The organism is Mycobacterium sp. TY814 (genome assembly GCF_030755175.1).
Taxonomy (GTDB): Bacteria; Actinomycetota; Actinomycetes; order Mycobacteriales; family Mycobacteriaceae; genus Mycobacterium.
The window spans coordinates 364,350-383,809 of record NZ_JAUFRY010000001.1 but is presented as its reverse complement, the minus strand read 5'-3'; the positions used below and the strand labels follow the sequence as shown (position 1 = coordinate 383,809).

11 protein-coding genes and 1 pseudogene are annotated in these 19,460 nt (G+C 62.6%); 7 read left to right on the top strand and 5 right to left on the bottom strand.

All coding sequences use genetic code 11. The features are described from left to right. Positions 1 to 122: 122 nt before the first annotated feature. Together QXH22_RS01375 and QXH22_RS01370 are read right to left on the bottom strand one after the other, a co-directional pair. A pseudogene (locus tag QXH22_RS01375) lies at positions 123 to 2,576 on the bottom strand (condensation domain-containing protein); the annotation flags it as partial. Beyond that, complete coding sequence (locus tag QXH22_RS01370; RefSeq protein ID WP_306274777.1) at positions 2,567 to 5,563, bottom strand: amino acid adenylation domain-containing protein; 2,997 nt, start codon at positions 5,561 to 5,563, stop codon at positions 2,567 to 2,569. The pseudogene QXH22_RS01375 and the gene QXH22_RS01370, both read right to left, overlap by 10 nt. 1,048 nt (positions 5,564 to 6,611) lie before the next feature. Between QXH22_RS01370 and QXH22_RS01365 the strand changes: the two genes are divergently transcribed. From QXH22_RS01365 to QXH22_RS01340, 6 genes are all read left to right on the top strand, one after another. After that, complete coding sequence (locus QXH22_RS01365) at positions 6,612 to 7,037, top strand: MmpS family transport accessory protein (protein ID WP_306274776.1); 426 nt, start codon at positions 6,612 to 6,614, stop codon at positions 7,035 to 7,037. Then, on the top strand, positions 7,034 to 9,985 hold the full coding sequence (locus QXH22_RS01360; protein ID WP_306274775.1) for an RND family transporter: 2,952 nt from the start codon (positions 7,034 to 7,036) through the stop codon (positions 9,983 to 9,985). The genes QXH22_RS01365 and QXH22_RS01360 overlap by 4 nt, the downstream gene beginning before the upstream one ends. A 123-nt stretch (positions 9,986 to 10,108) precedes the next feature. After that, positions 10,109 to 10,324: an MbtH family protein gene (locus tag QXH22_RS01355; protein WP_306274774.1), complete on the top strand. Its 216-nt coding sequence runs from the start codon at positions 10,109 to 10,111 to the stop codon at positions 10,322 to 10,324. Positions 10,325 to 10,598: 274 nt separating this feature from the next. Further along, positions 10,599 to 13,523: an RND family transporter gene (locus QXH22_RS01350; RefSeq protein ID WP_306274773.1), complete on the top strand. Its 2,925-nt coding sequence runs from the start codon at positions 10,599 to 10,601 to the stop codon at positions 13,521 to 13,523. A gap of 360 nt (positions 13,524 to 13,883) precedes the next feature. Further along, complete coding sequence (locus QXH22_RS01345; protein ID WP_306275931.1) at positions 13,884 to 14,849, top strand: ATP-binding cassette domain-containing protein; 966 nt, start codon at positions 13,884 to 13,886, stop codon at positions 14,847 to 14,849. Beyond that, positions 14,846 to 15,703 (top strand): ABC transporter permease, encoded by an 858-nt coding sequence (locus tag QXH22_RS01340; RefSeq protein ID WP_306274772.1) that lies wholly within the window; start codon positions 14,846 to 14,848, stop codon positions 15,701 to 15,703. The genes QXH22_RS01345 and QXH22_RS01340 overlap by 4 nt, the downstream gene beginning before the upstream one ends. Positions 15,704 to 15,707: 4 nt before the next feature. Here the strand turns inward: QXH22_RS01340 and QXH22_RS01335 are convergent, their stop codons facing one another. Next, on the bottom strand, positions 15,708 to 16,685 hold the full coding sequence (locus QXH22_RS01335; RefSeq protein WP_306275930.1) for a quinone oxidoreductase: 978 nt from the start codon (positions 16,683 to 16,685) through the stop codon (positions 15,708 to 15,710). A 19-nt stretch (positions 16,686 to 16,704) separates the two neighbouring features. Here QXH22_RS01335 and QXH22_RS01330 point away from each other — a divergent pair, with 19 nt between their 5' ends. Further along, entirely contained in the window at positions 16,705 to 17,523 is an 819-nt protein-coding gene (locus tag QXH22_RS01330; protein ID WP_306274771.1) for a hypothetical protein, read from the top strand. Here QXH22_RS01330 and QXH22_RS01325 read toward each other — a convergent pair. Both QXH22_RS01325 and QXH22_RS01320 read right to left on the bottom strand, forming a co-directional pair. Further along, the gene (locus QXH22_RS01325) at positions 17,473 to 18,408 is read right to left on the bottom strand and encodes a heme A synthase (RefSeq protein ID WP_306275929.1); all 936 of its coding nucleotides are present in this window, start codon (positions 18,406 to 18,408) and stop codon (positions 17,473 to 17,475) included. The two genes, QXH22_RS01330 and QXH22_RS01325, sit on opposite strands and share 51 nt — an antisense overlap. Positions 18,409 to 18,558: 150 nt before the next feature. Continuing rightward, complete coding sequence (locus QXH22_RS01320) at positions 18,559 to 19,431, bottom strand: endonuclease domain-containing protein (protein WP_306274770.1); 873 nt, start codon at positions 19,429 to 19,431, stop codon at positions 18,559 to 18,561. Between the last annotated feature and the right edge of the window lie 29 nt (positions 19,432 to 19,460).

The window sequence follows — 19,460 nt, the reverse complement described above, 5'->3', positions numbered from 1 at the left end:
ACAACTCGCCCACCGCGCCTGGGGCGACGGGGCGTAGCCAGTTGTCGAGGACGAACAGGGCGGCGTCCGGGGACGGGGGTGCCGATGGGGACGGTGGGGGTGTCGGGTGCCAGCGGGGTGCTCAGGGTGGCGTAGATGGTGGCTTCGGTGGGGCCGTAGGCGTTGCGCATGACGCGCCCGGGGGCCCATTGCGCGGCCAGGTCGGGGGGGCAGGCTTCTCCGGCGACGATGACGGTGGCGGCGGCCACGGTGGACGGTGAGAGCATCGCTAGCGCTGAGGGGGTTTGGTTGAGGATGCTGACCTGCTCCCGGGCCAGGAGTTGGTGCAGGTCGGTGGGGGAGTGCACGACGTGGTCGGGGACCACCACCAGCCGGCCCCCGCCCAGCAGCGCGCCGAAGATTTCCCAGACCGAGACGTCGAAGGCGTAGGAGTGCCATTGCGACCACACCCCGTGCTCGGGCAGGCGGGGGTGTGCAGCGCCCAGGAGTGCGGTGAGGTTGTGGTGGGTGATGGCGACGCCTTTGGGGGTGCCGGTGGTGCCGGAGGTGTAGATCAGATACGCCAGGTCGTGCGGGTCGGGGCCGGGCAGCGGGTACGTGGTGGTGGGTGAGTCGTTCAGGGTCAGGCTGTCCAGGGTGAGGACCGGCACGGTGGTGGGGGGGAGGTGGCCGGTGAGGGCGGTGGTGGTCAGGACGGCCAGCGGGGTGGTGTCGGTGAGCATGAACGCGATCCGGGCGCTGGGGTGCTGGGGGTCGATGGGGAGGTAGGCGGCGCCGGTTTTGAGCACGGCGAGGATGGCCAGGATGGCGGTGTCGCTACGGGGTAGGAGCAGGGCGATGACGGTCCCTGGTGCGGCGCCGTAGCTGGTGTGCAGGTGGTGGGCCAACTGGGTGCTGGCCGTGTCGAGTTGGTGGTAGGTCCAAGTCCGGTCCTGGAACGTTAACGCCGGCGCGTCGGGGTGGGCTGCGACCTGGTGGGCGAAGACCTGCGGAATCGAGACGGGGGCGGGTGGTGGGGTGTGCAGGGTCCGGTGGTTGCCCCAGGTTTGTAGTTGGGTGTGTTCGAGGGGGGTGAGCAGGTCGAGCTGGTGCAGGGGGGTATCGGGGGTGGTGGTGAAGACTTCCAGGGTGTGGCGCCAGTGGGTGAGCAGGTTTTCGATGGTGGCGGGGTCGTAGACGTCGGTGCGGTACTCGACAGTCCCGGTGAGGATAGGGGCCCCGTGTGCGTCGACGGTTTCGCTGAGCGATAGGACGAGGTCCATGCGGGCGGTGCCGGTCGAGACCGGGTGGGCGGTGATGTCGGCGTCGCCCAGTCGCAGGGTGTGAGTGGTTTCTGGGTGGGTCGAGGGCAGGTTTTGGTAGGCGAGCATGACTTGGATCAGGGGGTGGTGGGTGCGCGAGCGGGTGGGGTGCAGGCGCTCCACCAGGAGTTCGAAGGGGGTGTGTTGGTGTTCGAAGGCCTCCACGCTGCGGGTGCGGATGCGGTTCAGCAGCGCGGTAACCGTGTCGTGGTGGTGGAGGGGGGTGCGCAGGATCAGGGTGTTGACGAAGAACCCGATCAGGTCATCCAACGCGGGGTGGGTGCGTCCGGCGGTGGGGACTCCGATTGCGACATCGGTGGTGCCGGCCAGCGCGGACAGGACCACGGCCAGGGCGGCGTGCACCACCATGAACGGGGAGACCTGCTGAGTGCGGGCCAGGGTGTGGATCTGACTGGTGAGGTCGGCGGGCCAGCCGAAGTTCAGGGTGGCGCCGCGGTAGTCCGCGACGGGCGGGTAGGGGCGGTCGGTGGGCAGTTCCAACCGGTCGGGTAGGCCGGCCAGGGTGTGTTCCCAGTAGGCCAGCTCGCCGGCCAGGCGGCTGTCGGGCTGGTTGGGGTCGCCGAGCACCTGGTGGTGCCACAGGGTGTAGTCGGCGTACTGCACCGCCAGGGGTGTCCAGGTGGGGGCGGCGCCGGTCAGGCGGGCGCTGTAGGCGGTCTGCAGATCCCGCGCTAGCGGGCCCATCGACCAGCCGTCGGCGGCGATGTGATGCACCAGCAGCACCAGCACGTGCCGGTGGTGGCCGGTGTGCAGCAGGGTGGCGCGGATCGGGATCTCCGCACTGAGGTCAAAGCCGTAGCCCACACACTCGGCGAGGACGGCCTCCACCTGCTGGGCGTTCCAGGTGCGGGCATCAATGAGCTGCCAGGGCACGTCGAGGCCCTGGGGGTCGGCGATGTGCTGGTACCCGATCCCGTCGATCGAGTCGAAGCGGGTGCGCAGGGCTTCATGCCGGGTGATCACATCTCCCAGAGCCGTCCGAAGAGCATCACCGTTCAGGGGCCCGTCCAGGTCCAGGACCGCCGGGATGTTGTAGACCGCCGAGGGGCCCTGCAACTGGTGGAGGAACCACAGCCGGGACTGGGCGAACGACACCGGGATATGGGCTGGGCGTGGCCCAGCCGCGAGCGGCAGGTGGGTGGTGGTGTCGGGGGTCAGGCGTTGGGCGAGTCCGGCCACCGTGGGGGCTTCGAACAGGTCGGCCACCCGCAGCTCGGCGTGCAAGGTGGTGGCGGCGAGCGCGATCAGGCGCATCGCGGACAGGGAGTCGCCCCCCAACTCGAAGAACGAATCGGTAGCCCCGACCCGCTGCGACTGCCGAGGATCTGGGCGAAGATGCCGGCCAGGACTTCTTGGACGGGGCCGGCTGGGGCCACATAGGTCTCGGCGAGGCTGGTGTAGTCGGGGGCGGGTAGGGCGCGGCGGTCGAGTTTCCCGTTGACCGTCAACGGCAGTTCCTCGAGGGTCACGAACGCGGCCGGCACCATATACGGCGGCAGCATCTGCGTGAGTTGGTCTCGCACCTGGGCCACACTGATGCCGGCCTTGTTGGTGGTGGTGAGGTAGGCGACCAGCCGCGGTTCACCCGCGCCGTCGTGGCGGGCGATGACGGCGGCTTGCTCGATGCCGTCCAGTGCGGTGAGGGCGGCGGCGATCTCGCCGCATTCGATGCGGTAGCCGCGGATTTTGACTTGTTCATCGGCGCGGCCGAGGTAGCGCAGTTGCCCGTCGGGGCCCCAGGAGACGAGGTCTCCGGTGCGATACATCCGCGACCCCGCCGGCCCGAACGGGCACGCCACAAACCGGGCTGCCGATAACCCGCCCCGGAGCCAATAGCCCGCCGCGACTCCGCTACCGGCGACATACAACTCCCCGGCCACTCCCGGGGCCACGGGACGTAGCCAGTCATCCAGGACGAACAGGGCAGCTCCGGGGACGGGGGCGCCGAGGGGCACTGCTGGTTCATCGGCTGTCAGGGGTGTACTGGCTGTTGCGAAGATGGTGGTTTCGGTGGGGCCGTAGACAGCGCGCAGTGTGCATCGTGGCGCCCAGCGATGGATTAACTCCAGTGCGTAGGCTTCGCCACCGACGACGATGGAGGCGGTGTCTAAGCCGTCACAGGGGAGTTGGTTTAGGGCTGCTGGTGTTTGGCTGATCATGTTGACCTGCTCCTGGATCAGGAGGTGGTGCAGGTCGGTGGGGGAGTGCACGATGTGGTCGGGGATGACGACGAGGCGGCCGCCGCCCAAGAGGGCGCCGAAGATTTCCCAGACCGAGAAGTCGAAGCTGGTGGAGTGGCATTGGGACCAGACGGCGGCGCCGTCGAGCCCTAATCGCGGCGACAAGGTGGTGATCAGGGCGGTGGCGTTGTGGTGGGTGGTGGCCACGCCTTTGGGGGTGCCGGTGGTGCCGGAGGTGTAGATCAGGTACGCCAGGTCGTGGGGGTCGGGTCCGGGCAGCGGGGACGTGGTGGTGGGTGAATCGTCCAGGGTCAGGGTGTCCAGGGTGATCACCGGGACCGTGCTGCGGGGGAGGTGGCCGCTGAGTTCGCTGGTGGTCAGGATCGCGACCGGGGTGGTGTCGGTGAGCATGAACCCCACCCGGGCGCTCGGGTGCTGCGGATCGATCGGGAGGTAGGCGGCGCCGGTCTTCAACACGGCGAGGATCGCGGTGATGGCGTGGGCGCTACGCGGCAGCAGCAGCGCGATGACGGTCCCTGGGCGGGCGCCGTAGGCGGTGTGCAGTTGCTGGGCCAGCGCGGTGCTGGCCGTGTCGAGTTCGTGGTAGGTCCAGGTCCGGTCGTCGAAGGTCAGGGCCGGCGCGTCGGGGTGGGCTGCCACGCGCTCGGCGAAGACCTGCGGGATCGACACCGGCGGGGCCGGTTCTGGGGTGTGCAGTGTCCGGTGGTTGCCCCAGGTGTCCAGTTGGGTGTGCTCGAGGGGGGTGAGCAGGTCCAGGGCGGACACCGGTTGGTGGAGGTCGGTGGCCATTGCTGAGATGAGCTCGTGGAGGCGTTGAGCCAGGGTCTCGGTGGTGGCGAAGTCTGTGGCGGGGTCGGTGGTGTACTGAGTGCTCACCAGCAGTTGGTCACCGGTGCTGTGGAAGAACACTCCTAACCCGGTAATGCCGCCGAAGGCCACGCATTCGGCGTGGGCGGGGGCATTTCCGAAGGGGTGTGAGGCGGTGCTGGGCAGGAAATTGACGACGACCCGATTTTTGGGTTCGGGCAGGGCCGGGGGCCCGGTGTGGAGTGTGTGGACGGGGAAGCGTTGATGGCGGACGGCGTCTTGGATCTGCTGGTGGGTGTGTTGGCAGAATTCGGCCACGCTGGTAGCCGGTGCAGCGGTGAGGACGAGGGGAACGGTGCCGATCATCAGGCCGGGCAGCGTCAGCGATTGTGCTCGGGTGCGTCGGGTGAGCGGGAAGTCGATCACGATGGGTGAACTGGCGGGGTTTTGTTTGCCGATGAGCAGGGCACGGGCGGCGGTCCAGATCGCTGATTGGCGGATGCCGAGGGTTCGGCTGAGTTGCTGTACGTGGTCGATGGCTTGCTGGGGTAGTGGTGCTGGTGTGCAGAGGCCGCCGGTGTGGGTGGCTGGGGTGGCAGCGTTGAGGACGGGTCGCTCGGGGGCGATCCGGAGGTGGTTGCTCCAGTAGGTGCGGTCGCGGTGGTACTCCGGGGAGTTTTCGTAGTCGGCTTCCAGGGTGATCAGATCTTGCAGCGATCCCAGGGGTGTGGGCGCAATTGGTTTGCTGGTGATCAGGGCGGAGTAAATCGATGCAACCCGGTTACAGAAGAGCATCAAGCCGAAGCCGTCAGAGACGAGGTGGTGAACGCCGACGAACCAGTAGAACTGGTGAGTGCTGAGCTGATAGAGAGCGAATCGGTACAGCGGTTGGTCCAGGGGCATCGGTTGGGTGCGCAGCAGTGCAGCGCGGTGGTATGCCTCGTCGACGGGATCGAAATAGGGGCGCAAGTCGCAATACGGGATGTCGATTTGGGCGCTGGGCACGATGTGTTGGCGGACGTCGCCGTTGTGTTCGACGAAAACAACGCGTAATGCGTCGCATTCACTGAGCGCATGCTCGACGGCGCGGATCAGGACCGCCCGGTCCACCGAGCCGGCAATGACCGCGAAATTGGCCAGCTGCCAGCGGGAATCGAAGCCATTGATCTGCTGATCAAGCCATATGCCGAGCTGTCCCCTGGTTACGGGCAACGAGGGGCCTTGCGTGTTCATTGCTTCACCTCAGGACAGCTGATTTCAACGCTGCCGATCCATTTCTCCCCACCCTGAGTTGTTCATCGCGTAGACGGAGGATATTCACAGGCCATCTCCGAGGTTCTGCGGAACGCGGGCGTCGATTTTGTGCCGTCCATGACCGCCGATCGTCTTCTACATTTTGGCGCGCCAAAAGCAGTAAAAGAAACCGATCTGGAGTGGAGGCTGTGTCGGCTTCGCCCGAAAAAATCTCTGTTCTCTCACGTTTGATACCTCCCCTCGATCCCTGGCGCCAACGCTGTGTCAAAAATTGCGATAGTAATGTCCAGTACTGGACGCAAATTGCTATTGTGCGACGGAAGCGTCTCATCAAGAACTTTGGGCCGACCGCCTACGCAAGGCAGCACACGCGGCGGCGAAGAGGGGTGAATTGGACTGTTGACGCTGTGCGGTGCGGGCCTGTAGGCACTCGGTCCTTTGAGCCTCTAGCCGGCAGATATTCGTGCTCAGGCGGGGAATCGCCGCAGGCTGCGGGACCATATGTCAATGCTCTCAGCTGGGCTGAGTAGTCGATTGACCCACTGACCGGTGCCGGGGGATGCAAGACGCTTTGACCTTGCTCGCGAATCTCAGTGAAGCAGGCAACGTGTAGTCGATGGCCCGTTGCCACGGCGTTGGTGAGTACGTCTCGTCTCGAATGAGAGGAAAATGTATTCGCGCTGTTCAAGGTATAAGAAGGCCGCTATCGTCGGTCGCACCGCTGTGTACACCCACTTCGCACACAGGTTCCACCGACGGCTGGTGGGTTACGTGGTGATCTTTTGGAGTAAAGCGAGGATCGGCGTGATCGGGAGCCAGGCATGCGGTTGCGATCGGTGGCGTGCAGCGTGGGAATCTGCCGTCCCGAACGACTTATGCGCGGGGTTTCGGTGAGGTTGCATTTTTCTGCAGCGCCGCATATTTTACAACGTCGCTGGCAACAAAATGGCGACACGCGTAGACAGCATTTTTCTACAGCTAAATATGCTGGAATCGCTGATTTGGTTGCGACGGTGGGAATGTCGCGATGATCGTGATTAAACGAGTATGGATTCCGATCTTAATCGCGGTTGTCGTCGCAGCTTCCGGCGTCGCGGTCTCCCGTATTCGTACCTTTTTCGGGGCGACTCCGGTAATTGTTACCCCAGTGGTTTTCGGTGAGGATCCCGATCCGCATAATCCAAAGAAAGTCACCTACGAGGTGTCTGGTTCGGGAACGTACGCCGACATCAACTACCTCGACCCTGAAGCCATACCACGCGACCTCAAAAACACAAGCCTGCCGTGGTCGCTCACTATCACCGCGGTCGCCGCATCAGTGGCACCCATCCTGGTGGCCCAGGGCGACGGCGATACGATTCGGTGTCGGATCTTCGTCGACGGCAAGATCAAAGACGAACGCACGTCGACCGGCGCCAGTGCACAAACCTTTTGCCTGGTGAAAGCCGGATGAGTTCGCACCCAGGCCACAAAGTCAGCAACGAGCGTCTGGGCGGCGATACAGTCCCGCATTCTGTGGCCTCCTTTGTCCGCCGGCATGCGGTTGCGATCATTGTCGCCTGGATCGGCGTCGTAGCGGCCCTCAACATCCTCGTTCCGCAACTGGAAACCGTCGGTCATCTCCGCTCGGTATCGCTGAGTCCGACCAAAGCTCCCGGCATCATCGCGATACAACGACTGGGTGCGATGTTCAATGAACATCACACCGACAGCGTGGCAATGCTGCTGATTGAGGACACAGCGCCGCTCAGTGACCGCTCCCGCAAGTATTACAACGAGCTAATCGCCAAACTGAGAGCGGACACCCGTCATGTGCAGTATGTGCAGGATTTGTGGAGCGACCCGCTTACCGCTCCCGGCGCGGAAAGCAATGATGGTCGATCTGTCTATGCGCAGGTGTACCTCAATGGCACACAAGGGGAGGCGCTGGCCAATGAATCAGTGGAAGCCGTGCAGGCGATGCTGCATGGCACGCCCGGACCCAGCGGACTCAAAGCATTCCTGACGGGTCCTGCAGTAGTGATCGCCGATCAGCAGCTTGCCGGCGACCGCAGCATGCGGGTCATCGTGGTGGTCACTTTTGCGGTGATCGTGGTGATGCTGTTGTTGGTTTACCGTTCGGTCACCACGGTGGTGTTGGTGTTGGTGATGGTGGTGCTGCAGTTGGCGGCGGCCCGGGGTGTGGTTGCACTGCTCGCCTATCACGAATTAATCGGTCTCTCCATCTTCACGACAAACATGTTGGTGACGTTGGTGATTGCGGCGGGTACTGATTACGCGATTTTTTTGGTGGGGCGGTATCAGGAGGCGCGCGGGGCGGGTCAGGATCGTGAGTCGGCGTATTTCACGATGTTTGGTGGGACTGCGCATGTGGTGTTGGGGTCGGGGTTGACGATCGCGGGGGCGATGTTGTGTTTGAGTTTTACTCGTTTGCCGTATTTGCAGACGCTGGGTGTTCCCTTGGCGGTGGGCATGACGGTGGGGGTTTTGGCGGCGTTGACGTTGGGGCCGGCGGTTGTTGCGGTGGCTGGCCGGTTTGGCGCGGTGTTGGAGCCGCGGCGGCAGTTGCGGGTGCGTCGGTGGCGCAAGCTGGGTGCGGCGATTGCACGCTGGCCGGGTCCGATCCTGATCGGGGCCGGTGCGTTGTCGTTGGTGGGGTTGTCGGCGTTGCCCGGTTATCGGGCGAATTTCAATGACCGTAATTATCTGCCGAAAAGCGCACCCGCCAATGTCGGGTATGCGGCGGCGGAGCGGGGTTTCGGTGCAGCCCGGATGAATCCGGATGTGTTGTTGGTGGAATCGAGTCATGATCTGCGGAATTCGGCGGATTTGTTGGTAATCGACAAGATCGCCAAGGCGTTGTTTCGGGTGGAGGGGATTTCTCGGGTTCAGGCGATCACCCGCCCCGATGGTAAACCGATCAAGCACACCTCGATTCCGTTCATGATCGGAATGCAAAGCTCGGTGATAAAGCTCAACCAGCCCTATCAGCAGCAGCGCATGGCCGATCTGTTGACGCAGGCCGACGAGATGCAAACCACAATCGACACGATGGAGCAGATGACTACCCTCACTGCTGAGATGGCCGCGGCCACGCACCGGTTGGTGCTGAAAACTCATGCAATGCTGGCGGACGTCGAAGAACTGCGTGACGCGGTGGCGAATTTCGAGGATACGTTCCGGCCGATCCGCAGCTATTTTTATTGGGAGAAACACTGCGCCGATATTCCGGTGTGTTGGTCGCTGCGGTCGATCTTTGACGCCATTGATGGAGTGGACGTGCTGACCGGAGATCTGCAGCAGATCATTCCGGAAATGGATCGACTGGATGTGCTGCTGCCCCAGATGGTGGCCCTAATGCCCCAGATGACCCAGGTAATGCGGGCGATGAAGGTCGCGGCCCTGACGATGTATGCCACCCAGAAAGGGATGCTGGATCAGATGGCCGCCACCATGGACAACACCAATGCCATGGGTGAGGCGTTCGATGCCTCGATGAACGACGACTCGTTCTATCTGCCCCCAGAAGTCCTCCAGAATGCCGATTTTCAGCGGGCCATGAAGAATTTTATTTCTCCGGATGGCAAGTCGGTGCGGTTCATCATTTCCCATCAAAGTGATCCGATGAGTCCGGAGGGGATGGCCAGTACGCAGGCGATCAAGCGGGCGGCTACTGAGGCGATCAAGGGCACCCCGTTGGAAGGCGCCAAGATCTATCTCGCCGGCACCGCCGCTGTCATCAAGGACATCAACGACGGCAATGACTATGACTTGTTGATCGCCGCCATCGCAGCGTTGAGCTTGATTTTCATCATCATGCTCGTCATCACCCGCAGCGCGATCGCGGCCTTGGTGATCGTGGGCACCGTGGCGGCTTCACTGGGTGCCTCATTGGGGTTGTCGGTGCTGTTGTGGCAACACGTGTTGGGCATCGAGCTCCATTGGCTGGTTCTGTCGATGTCGGTGATCGTGTTGCTGGCGGTCGGTGCCGACTACAACCTGTTGCTGGTCTCGCGGCTGAGAGAAGAAATTCAGGCCGGGATCCGCACCGCGATCATCCGCACCCTGGGCGCCACCGGATCGGTAGTCACCTCCGCCGGCCTGGTATTCGCCTTCACCATGATCTCGATGGCCGTCAGCGAATTGACCACCATCGCCCAGATCGGCACCACCATCGGCCTGGGCCTGCTCTTTGACACCCTGATTGTGCGCGCACTGATCACACCCTCGATCGCCGTACTGCTCGGACGCTGGTTCTGGTGGCCACAACGCGCGCGCCCCCGCCCCGCCCCGCAAGCCTGGCCTGAACCGTCCCAATCTGCGGACAACCATCACAGATGCAACAACTCCGCTGTCCGGCAGGCCGCGCTTGGAATACGTGAGCATCAGGAAGCGAGGTGAAATTGGTCAGGGTAAGAAGCATCAGCGGGCTCTGAGAGCGGCCGCATTCGTCAAACAAATCAATAAGTCCGATGACAACCTCAGCTTTCAGCGCTGAGATTATTGGGAGAAAGTAGAGAGAAAATGAGCGATAATCCTTTCGACAATGAGGACGGCTTGTTCTTCGTCCTGATTAACGACGAGGAGCAGCATAGCTTGTGGCCAACTTTCGCTGAAGTTCCAGCCGGCTGGCGTGTAATTTATGGTGAAGCCAGTCGCGCTGACTGCGTCGAATACGTGGACCAGAACTGGACGGATATACGGCCCAAGAGCCTGAAGGAAAGATTAGCCCTCAACTGATCACTCGGTTAGCTAACGGTCACCTCTGCGCGTGGGTTTTGCTGGCTACTATTCTCATGGCCACGAGCTCGCCAACCACACTAGCCTTGTCAAAATATTTCAGGAGATGATGTCTGGATGTTTGCTCGCAAAATTCAGCTGCCACTTCGAATATTGAGTCCCGAGTGGTTCCCAGGCGAAGTCACCTCTGTGGATACCGCTATACATTGCACGGCCGGCGGGGGCGAACCGCGTCAGGACCTGATGCGGGGACCTCTTGTTTGGTGAAAGTGGGATGACGTCCGCATCGACGGAGACAGTAGGCCAGAAAAAGCTGGCGGGACCTCACTCGAGGCGGTTCTTGGTCGCGAGTATGATTCGCCGGCTCGCGATCCCCATCATCGTAGGGTGGATAGCTCTCGTTGCGGTCCTCATCCTCTTCGTACCCCCACTTGAGGTGGTCGCGGAAATGCGTGCGGTGTCGACTTCTGCCGTTCACGCTCCCTCCGTAATTGGCGCAAAACGCATCAACCAGCTGTTCGCCGAGCATGGTGCGGACAGCACGATAATGCTCGTACTTGAAGGCAAGGAACCGCTCGGCGACGATGCTCACGCCTACTATGACCAGCTCGTCACGAAGCTCAGGGCTGACCAAGAGCACGTGATAAACGTGCGGGACTATTGGAGCGATCCGATCACCGAGTCAGGCGCAGAGAGTGCCGACGGGAAATTCTCTTATGTCGCAGTCAATCTCGTTGGCCTGCAAGGGCAGGCGCGGTCTCTGAGCGCGGTTAAGGCCATTCAACGGATCGTCGATAGCACGGCGGCTCCAAAGGGCGTCAAAACGTATGTCACCGGGCCCGCGGCGTTGATGGTGGATCAGCAGATCGCCGCAAAGCGGAGTCTGGAAACCGTCGAGCTGGCGACCCTTGCGGTGATCGTGGTGATGCTGTTGTTGGTTTACCGTTCGGTCACCACGGTGGTGGTGGTGTTGGTGATGGTGGTGCTGCAGATGATGGCGGCCCGGGGTGTGGTCGCTTTGCTCGGTTACCAAGAGCTGATCGGGCTTTCGGCGTTTGCCACCAGTGTGTTGGTGACGTTGGTGATTGCGGCGGGTACTGATTATGCGATTTTTTTGGTGGGGCGGTATCAGGAGGCGCGGGGGGCGGGTCAGGATCGGGAGTCAGCGTATTTCACGATGTTTGGTGGGACTGCGCATGTGGTGTTGGGGTCGGGGTTGACGATCGCGGGGGCGATGTTGTGTTTGAGTTTTACTCGTTTGCCGTATTTGCAGACGTTGGGTGTTCCCTTGGCGGTGGGGATGACGGTGGGGGTCTTGGCGGCGTTGACGTTGGGGCCGGCGGTGGTTGTGGTGGCTGGCCGGTTTGGCGCGGTGTTGGAGCCGCGGCGGCAGTTGCGGGTGCGTCGGTGGCGCAAGCTGGGTGCGGCGATTGCGCGGTGGCCGGGTCCGATCCTGATCGGGGCTGGTGCGTTGTCGTTGGTGGGGTTGTTGGCGTTGCCGGGTTATCGGGCGAATTTCAATGACCGAAATTATCTGCCGAAAAGCGCACCCGCCAACGTCGGGTATGCGGCGGCGGAGCGGGGTTTCGGTGCGGCGCGGATGAATCCGGATGTGTTGTTGGTGGAGTCGGGTCATGATCTGCGGAACTCCGCGGATTTGTTGGTGATCGACAAGATCGCCAAGGCGTTGTTTCGGGTGGAGGGGATTTCCCGGGTTCAGGTGATCACCCGCCCGGACGGTAAACCGATCAAGCACACCTCGATTCCGTTCATGATCGGGATGCAAGGCTCCATGATGCAGCTTGATCAGCCTTATCAGCAGCAGCGGATGGCTGATCTGTTGACGCAGGCCGACGAGATGCAAACCAGTATCGACACGATGGAGCAGATGACCCACCTCGCTGCTGAGATGGCCGCGGCCACGCACCGGTTGGTGCTGAAAACTCATGCAATGCTGGCTGACGTCGAAGAACTGCGTGACGCGGTGGCGAATTTCGAGGATACGTTCCGGCCGATCCGCAGCTATTTTTATTGGGAGAAACACTGCGCCGACATTCCGGTGTGCTGGTCGCTGCGGTCGATCTTTGACGCCATTGATGGAGTGGACGTGATGACCGGAGATCTGCAGCAGATCATTCCGGAGATGGATCGCCTGGATGTGCTGATGCCCCAAATGGTGGCCCTGATGCCCCAGATGACCCAGGCCGTGCGGGACATGAAAGCGCTTACGCTGACGATGTATGCCTCGCAGAAAGGGATGCTGGATCAGATGGCGGCCACCATGGACAGCACCAATGCCATGGGGAAGGCATTCGATGCCTCGATGAACGACGACTCGTTCTACCTGCCTCCAGAAGTATTCAAAAATGAGAACTTCCAGCGCGTTATGAAGAATTTTATTTCTCCGGACGGCAAGTCGGTGCGGTTCATCATTTCCCATCAAAGCGATCCGGTGAGCCCGGAGGGGATGGCCAGTACGCAAGCGATCAAGCGGGCGGCTGCGGAGGCGATCAAGGGCACTCCGTTGGAAGGCGCCAAGGTCTATCTCGCCGGCACCGCCGCCGCCGTCAAGGACATCAACGACGGCAATGACTATGACTTGTTGATCGCCGCCATCGCAGCGTTGAGCTTGATTTTCATCATCATGCTCGTCATCACCCGCAGCGCGATCGCGGCTTTGGTGATCGTGGGCACCGTGGCGGCTTCACTGGGTGCCTCGTTGGGGTTGTCGGTGCTGCTGTGGCAACACCTGTTGGGCATCGAGCTGAACTGGCTGGTTCTGTCGATATCGGTGATCGTGTTATTGGCGGTCGGAGCGGACTACAACTTGTTGCTGGTCTCGCGGCTGAAAGAAGAAATTCACGCCGGGATCGGCACGGCGATCATCCGCACCCTGGGCGCTACCGGATCGGTGGTCACCTCCGCCGGCCTGGTGTTCGCCTTCACCATGATCTCGATGGCCGTCAGTGAACTGACCACCATCGCCCAGATCGGCACCACGATCGGCATGGGCCTGCTCTTTGACACCCTGATCGTGCGCGCACTGATCACACCCTCGATCGCCGTACTGCTCGGACGTTGGTTCTGGTGGCCACAACGCGTACGCCCCCGCCCCGCCCCGCAAGCCTGGCCGAGACCTGCACCCAGTTCCGCACCGTCGCAACCCGCCACCGACAACCTCATCACCTCTCCGGCATGATTCGGAAGTTTATGCGACTTTCTCTGCAGCTTCGAGCAAATACATCCGGGGTAATGTCTGCCCGCCCGTGTGGTTTTCGTTGGCAGCGCTGATTTCCCCGGCTTTCGGCGATACGCCTGGCGACTCGGCGTCCATGTGCTGGCACCGGCGTAGTACCAGTTGTTCGTGGTGAGCGGATGACCCGATATTTTGAAACGTAAACGTCGCAGAATATATATTTTCGTCTACAGACAGACACACTTTTCTACCTTGATTCTTGTGCATCCAGTTATCTGATTATTCGAGTAAATTAGTAGGACCAAAGAATAGTGCGAAACAGTGACGGCGCTGCTGATCCAGAACGCTGCAAAGGAGAAGGTTATGTTGCGGTCCGATCCGGCAGTGGAAGTGATCGACCTCGGTAAGAAGTACGGTCACGTCACAGCTGTCGACGGCGTCAGCTTCACTGTGCCGCAAGGTGGTGTTCTGGGCCTGCTCGGACCCAACGGTGCCGGCAAGACCACGACAATGAAGTTGCTGACCACGTTGACGCGCCCGACGAGTGGTACCGCACGCGTCGCTGGCCACGATGTGTGCATGGCTCCCGACATGGTCCGCAGAAAAATCGGATTGGTCTGCCAGGAAGCAACTCTCGATGGGCTACTAACGGGCCGCGAGAACATCGACATGATTGGCAGCTTGTACGGATTTCGGCGAAAAGAGTTGACGCGCTTAAGTAATCAGCTTTTGGAACAATTCTCCGTCGCTGAAATTGCCGATAGGCGTGTTGATTCCTACTCCGGGGGGATGCGCCGTCGATTCGATATCGCCGTGAGCCTGTTTGCGCGGCCGCAGGTGCTGTTCCTCGATGAGCCATCCGCCGGGCTGGATCCGCACAGTCGCGTCGAGTTGTGGAAGCTGCTGCGCAGTCTCGTCGATGATGGACTGACCTTGGTCGTAACTACCCAGTACCTCGAGGAAGCCGATCGGCTCGCCGACAATATCGTCGTTATAGACAATGGCAGGGTCATCGCGCAGGGCTCACCGTTCGAGCTCAAGCAACAAGCCGGGGAAGCGAATGTGGTTGTAACCGTTTCTCATGCGAGTGATCTCGCACCGGTCGAGGCGGTGTTGCGGAGGAGTGCTGCGGAGGTCCTTATCGACGCAAACGCCCGGCGGCTGATGGTGACCTCTGACGGTTTGGCGGACCTTTCTGAAATTGCTAAAGCATTGCATCACAGCGGGATTCGGATTGAAGACATCCGCCTTTCGCGGCCGACTCTTGATGAAGTGTTCATCGCGCTGACCCGACGTTGCACCGGCTCCTGGGAAGGTAAGACAGCATGACTATTGTGCGGGATGCATCCACAACTCATCCCCAATCTGTGCACTACTCCAATGGGCACGGCTCTGGTATCGCGCGGCAGATATCGGTTATGTTGAAGCGACACCTGATCAGCGTCAGGCGGAAGCCCGCGACACTCCTGCAATTGCTGCTGCAGCCGGTTGCCTTCGTGCTGTTCTTCACTTTTGTCGTGGGCCGATCGATCAGCGCGGATGTGGTGCCGCGGTACCGCGAATTTCTGTTGCCTGGAATTCAGGCCCAAGCCATTGTCACCACAATAGTAATTGTGGGTACCGCAATTTCCTTTGATCTCGAAAATTGCATCTTCATAAGATTTCGATCGCTTCCAATTTCCAATTATTCGCCACTCATCGCACGCGGCCTGATTGCATTGCTCTATTCAATGATCGGGTATGTTGTCATCGGTCTGGTCGGATTCCTTGTCGGTTGGCGGTTCAACTGCAGCGTTGCCGATGTCGCGCTGGCCCTAGGGTTGGTGCTGACGTTCGGTCTGGGCTTTATGTGGCTCGGAATGGCCGTCGGACTGTTGATGAAGACAGTCGAGGGAATAGGCACGATAACGTTCCTAATCACACTGCCAGTCATCGCACTGTCGAATGCCTTCGCGCCAACACAGCCGATGCCGCACGCGCTGCGCGTCATCGCCGAGTGGAACCCGCTATCCGCTGCTTCTCAGGCCTTGCGTGAACTCACGACGCATGCTCCGCCTGCGCCGCCGAGCGCACAATTACCGATGCACCACCCGGCGCTGTTCACGCTGATCTACTCCATCACTTTCACCGCAGTGTTAGCGCCGATGGCCGTTCGCGCATACGTGCGCCGCACGTCTCAATAGGCAGTTAAGGCAGCAACACGATCGAGCCGGTGGTCTTGCGGCCCTCCAGGTCGGTGTGGGCACGCGCGGCTTCGGCCAGGGGATAAGTCCCGCCGATCTCGACCCGAACGGCCCCGCTGCCGATCGCGTCGAATAGCTCGGTGGCCCGCCCGCTGAACTCCTCGCCGGTACGGATGAAGTGGGCCAGCGAGGGCCGGGTGAGGTACACCGATCCGGCGTAGTTCAGTTGCTGCGGATCGAACGGCGGAACGGGCCCGCTCGCCGCGCCGAACAGGGCCAGCGTCCCGCGGACGGCCAGGCTGGCCAGGCTGGCGTCGAAGGTACTGGCACCCACGCCGTCGTAGACCGCGGCCACCCCGGCGCCGTTGGTGAGACCGCGAATCTGCTGGCCGAACTGGTAAGCGTCGGTGGGGTAGGCCAGCACCTCGGCGGCGCCCGCCTCCCGGGACAGCCGCTCCTTCTCGGGCGTCGACACCGTGGTGATGACCCGTGCCCCCAGGTGAGTCGCCCACTGCGTCAGAATCAGCCCGACGCCTCCGGCGCCGGCGTGCACCAGCACGGCGTCACCGCGCTGCACCGGATACACCGACTTCACCAGGTACTGCGCCGTCAGACCCTTCAGCAGGGCCGACGCGGCCACTTCCGAGCTGATGCCGTCGGGCACTTTGGCTGTTAAAAATGCTGGCGCAGTGCATGATTCGGCGTAGGAACCGTTGGCCGAGGCGCTCACCACCCGGTCCCCGACGCCGATGTCACCTGCGGTGTCCGGGCCTACCGCCACCACCGTGCCGCACACCTCCGAACCCAGGACGAACGGGAGCGGGCGTGGGTACTGCCCGGAGCGGAAGTAGGTGTCGATGAAGTTGACGCCGATCGCTTCGGAGCGGATCAGCAGCTCGCCCGGACCCGGTTGAGGGTCGGAGATGTCGTGGTAGTTCAGGACTTCAGGGCCGCCGGCTTCGCTGACTTCGATCGCATGCATGCCGATATCATGCCCGGGCATGAAGCTAGCCCGACCGGACACCTTCCATCCGCGCATCGTGCTTGCCGGCGGTGCGCAGCGTGCCGCCGGAGACGACGCCGGATTGGTGGCCGCGTTGCGCACCCGCGGCCTGCACGCGCGGTGGCTTGCCTGGGACGACCCGCAGGTCACTGACGCACACCTGGTGATCCTGCGGGACGCCGGCGACTACGCCCCCCGGCTCGACGAATTCCTCGCCTGGACCACCAGCGTGCAGCACCTGCTGAACCCGCCGTCCGTCGTCGCTTGGAACGCCCAGCTCAGCTATCTGGACGAGCTTGCGCTGCAGGCGGTACCGACCGTGCCGCATCAGGTCCACCAGCCCGGCCAACCCGTCCGGCTACCGTCTGACGGCCCCGTTTACGTCGGTGCCGCGGCCGGCGCCGGGCTGATGCGCTTCACCGACCGGTTGGACGCCGAGGCGTACATCAACGGGTGCGACGGGAGTGTGTTCGTGCAAGTAGCCGGCGGCGAGCCGGAAACGGTGCTCATCTTCGTCGGGGGGAAGCCCTCACACGCGTTCACCGCGCAGGACGGCGGCCTTCATCAGGGGGAGGCGGACTTCGAACTGTGGGATGTGGGAGCAGCCGCGGTGGCAGCCGCACCGGGGGAGGTGCTGTATGCGCGGGCCCACCTGGCCGGGCAGCGACTGCTGGAGTTGCAGCTGATTGACCCGTCGCTCGGGTGGCTGCGACTGGACGCCGAAACGCGGGGCCTCGCCCAGCGCGAGTTCGCTCTGGGGGTCGAGTCAGCCCTGGAGCGTCTCGGGCTGGGCCCTTTCTCGCATCGACGCCCATAGCGCCGCGGTGGCAGCGGTACAGGCGGCGGCCCCGGCCACGTGGAGCGCCACCAGCACGGCGGGCACCCCCGTGTAGTACTGCGCGGTGCCCACCCCGGCCTGCGCGACAACGAGTGCTACCAGTACGCCGAGCCGCTTCAGCACCACGCGGTCGGCCTGTATTGCCCACAACCCGAAGCCCAGGCCGATCAGCAGCGACAGATACGAGACCAGCAGCGACGAGTGTGCGTGCACGAGGGTGTTGATCTCGATTTTGAGCCGCGGGACCGTCCGGCTCGGGCTCTTGTCGCCCGCGTGCGGTCCGGCCGCGGTTACCAGAGTGCCGGTGACCAGCACCACCGACAGGTTCATCGCGGTCAGCGCCGTCAGCAACCGCAACGGCCTGGCGACCCGCTGGTGTACCTCGCCGTCGTCGGGCTCACCGACCTTGACGAACAGCAATACGGACAACCACACCATCGTCATCGACGCCAACAGGTGGATCGCCACCGTCCACCACAGCAGCCCGGTGCGCACGGTGATGCCGCCGATCACGGCCTGTACGACGGTCGAGGCGGGCATCAGCCAGGCGTAGAACAGCACCTCTTTGCGCCGGCAGGCCCGGGTGACCGCCAATACGGCCAGCGCTGCGGTGATGACGACCGCGAAGGTGATCATGCGATTGCCGAACTCGACGGCCTGATGGATGCGCGGTACCTCGGATACCGCGACCGGGGTGAAGCTGCCGGGGAAACACTGCGGCCAGGTAGGGCAGCCCAGCCCCGAGGCGGTGACCCGCACGATCGCCCCGGTGACCGCGATGCCGCCCTGGGTGAGGATGACGAGTGCCGCGATAATGCGCTGGACACGCAGGCTGGGGTTGGGGAGCAGGTCCACCAACCGCATCAGCGATCGTCCGACGGCCACCGCCCGATCGTAACGACCACTACGTCACGTAGTAGAACTGGGCCTCGCGCTCATAGTGGCGGGCTCTCGCGCTATCTGCGGCGAGATTGACGCTACGCACTCCCGTGACGGCGCGTCGTGTACGTGGCGTCAGTGTCGCGGCAGCCGCGGGCCTTCAGTGTTGCGGTAGCCGCGGGCCTGCAGTGCCGCGGCTACCTGCCGCACAATCTGGTCGGGTCGATCCTCGGCGATCACCCGGATGACGATCCAGCCGAGGTCGCCAAGCTCCTTCAATCTGCGCACGTCACGCACGTATTGGCGCCGGTCGGTGCGGTGCTGGTCGCCGTCGTATTCGACGGCGACTTTGAATCGCTCCCATCCCATGTCGAGCAGGGCCACTGTCCGGTAATTGACGACGACAGGAATCTGGGTCTCCGGTGTGGGCAGTCCAGCGTCGACCAGCAGCATCCGGAGCCATGTCTCCTTCGGTGATGCGGCACCCGGGTCGATCTTGGGAAGCAGCGTTCTGAGCTGTCGCACGCCGCGGGCTCCGGCGTATCGCGTGCTCAGCATCAACGTCGTTGCTGTGGAGAACGGTGTTGCGCGCATCAATGCGTCGAGACGGGCGATCGCATCGGCGGCGGTCAGTTGCCGCCCCAGGTCGAACGCCGTGCGGGCAGATGTGGTCACGGGCAAACCCGCAATCCGGGTGACTTCGTCAATGCCCACCCGGTCATTGCGGGTGATTATTCCGGTGGGCGGCCGAGGATTGCGCCACAACAATTCGACGGCTTCGTCCTCGTCGATCCAGTCCGAGCCGTGCAACGCCGCAGCGGTCAACCCGGCCAGGGTCCCGCGGCGACCGGTCCATAACCATGCCGCAGCCGAGCGAACGCGTAACGAAAGTTGCGTGTCGCGTGCCACGTAGATGTCGGGGTAGATCGCCCGGTACTGCGTTCGTAGTTGGTACCGGCTGACTTTTCCCTGCCGCAACGCCTCGCTGCCAATCCACATTCGATCCATACGGGCTTGGATGAGCCAGACGGTGCGCC